This window comes from Pseudomonas sp. A25(2017) (assembly GCF_002001065.1).
In the GTDB taxonomy this organism is placed as follows: Bacteria; Pseudomonadota; Gammaproteobacteria; order Pseudomonadales; family Pseudomonadaceae; genus Aquipseudomonas; species Aquipseudomonas kilonensis.
Window position 1 is genome coordinate 1 of sequence record NZ_MUOA01000084.1, and the last position, 253, is coordinate 253.

Consider the following 253-nt stretch of genomic DNA (forward strand, 5'->3'; position numbering starts at 1 on the left):
ATTCTGGAAGTCTATAATTCGCCCCACTTCCGGCGCAGTCGAAACGGAAAACTCCTTGAGATTCAATGAGTTAAGTAAGTTTCGAAGGTGTTGGGCTTCAGGTCATCGAAGCCCGGAAGGAGCAGGTAGAGCGGTGTTGTTTGGCTCTATCGGCGATTCGATCTTCTCGGTCGAAAGCGGTGAAAAAGAGGTGTTGACAGCAGCGAGTAACGCTGTAGAATTCGCCTCCCGCTAACGAGAGATCGGAAGCGCA

General features: G+C 51.0%; 1 protein-coding gene. It reads left to right on the forward strand.

Annotated elements, in window-relative coordinates; translation table 11 throughout:
• On the forward strand, positions 1–235 hold a 235-nt coding region (locus B0E42_RS31330; RefSeq protein ID WP_139353199.1), incomplete at its 5' end, for a hypothetical protein.
• Positions 236–253: the final 18 nt, after the last annotated feature.